Source organism: Nocardiopsis sp. NPDC055824, assembly GCF_053616335.1.
Genome location: NZ_JBSHDN010000414.1, coordinates 1 through 1125 on the forward strand (window position 1 = coordinate 1; position 1125 = coordinate 1125).

1 protein-coding gene is annotated in these 1125 nt (G+C 78.0%); it reads left to right on the top strand.

Annotated elements, in window-relative coordinates; all coding sequences use genetic code 11:
• The first annotated feature begins 233 nt into the window (after positions 1–233).
• Complete coding sequence (locus ACWGL3_RS32235; RefSeq protein ID WP_267946301.1) at positions 234–1091, top strand: alpha/beta fold hydrolase; 858 nt, start codon at positions 234–236, stop codon at positions 1089–1091.
• The last annotated feature ends 34 nt before the right edge of the window (positions 1092–1125 follow it).

Sequence of the window (1125 nt, forward strand, 5' to 3'; positions counted from 1 at the left end):
GAGCGTGCGCGCGCCACGATCGACCGGGTGCGCGCCGCCGTCGGCGTCGCCTGACGCGCGACAGGACGCGGGGGTCCGGCGTCCCCGGAACGGTTCCGCGGACGCTCGCGCCGGTCGAGGCGGTCGGTCTCCCGCAGGACGGCGGCCTCCCGGCCCGGCGCGGCCGTCCCGGCGGGGTCGGGGCGGCCCGGGCTGCTGCGGCACGGAGCGGCCCGCCGTCTAGGATGCCCGGCATGCAACTGGGAACCGCACCACCCGAGCGCTCCGGACGGACCGCCCTGCCCGACGGCCGCGCCCTGGCCTGGAGCGAGTGGGGCGACCCGCGTGACCGGCCGGTCCTGCTGTGTCCCGGTGCGGCCACCGGCCGCTCACTGGGCTTCGGGACCCACCTGCTCCGCCTCCTCGGGCTCCGGCTCGTCTCCGTCGACCGCCCCGGGCTGGGGGCATCCGACCCGCTGCCGGGGCGGACCCTCGCGGACTTCGCCGCCGACGTGCGCGACCTGTGCGCGGCGCGGTCCCTCGGGCGCCCCCATGTCGTGGGCAATTCGCAGGGCGCCCCGTTCGCCTTCGCCTGCGCGGTCGCCGGGGTTGCCCGGAGCCTCACCGTCGTATCCGCCGCGGACGAGGTCGCCCTGGTCCCGGACGCCCTCCCGGACGGCCCCAAGGCCATGGTCGGCCTCGTCGCGTCCGATCCGGAGGAGGCCTCCCGCCTGCTGGAAGGCATGGGCCCGGAGGCCATGTGGGACATGGTCACGGCGGCGAGTCCCGCCTCCGACCTGGCCGTGTACCGCGCTCCGGCCTTCGAGTCCGCCTACCGCGGGGCGATGGCCGAGGCGTTCGCCCAGGGCACGGCCGGGTACGCGAGGGACACCGTCCTGGCGATGAGCCCCTGGGGCCTGGCCCTGGACGGGATCACCGTCCCGGTGGGGGTCTGGTACGGCGAGCAGGACACCTCCCACTCACCGGACAACGGGGACCGGCTCGCCCGGCGCGTGCCGGGGGCCCGGCGCCGGATCGTGCCGGGCATCGGCGGCGCCGTGCTCTGGACCCACGCCGAGCGAATCCTCCGCGCGCTGCCCGACGCCGGATGAGGAGCCGGACGCGGGCGGGGGCGGCGCTCCGCGC

Coding starts and splice junctions, on each gene's coding strand:
- ACWGL3_RS32235 (WP_267946301.1), top strand. CDS start 234: ATGCAACTGGGAACCGCACCACCCGAGCGCTCCGGACGGACCGCCCTG.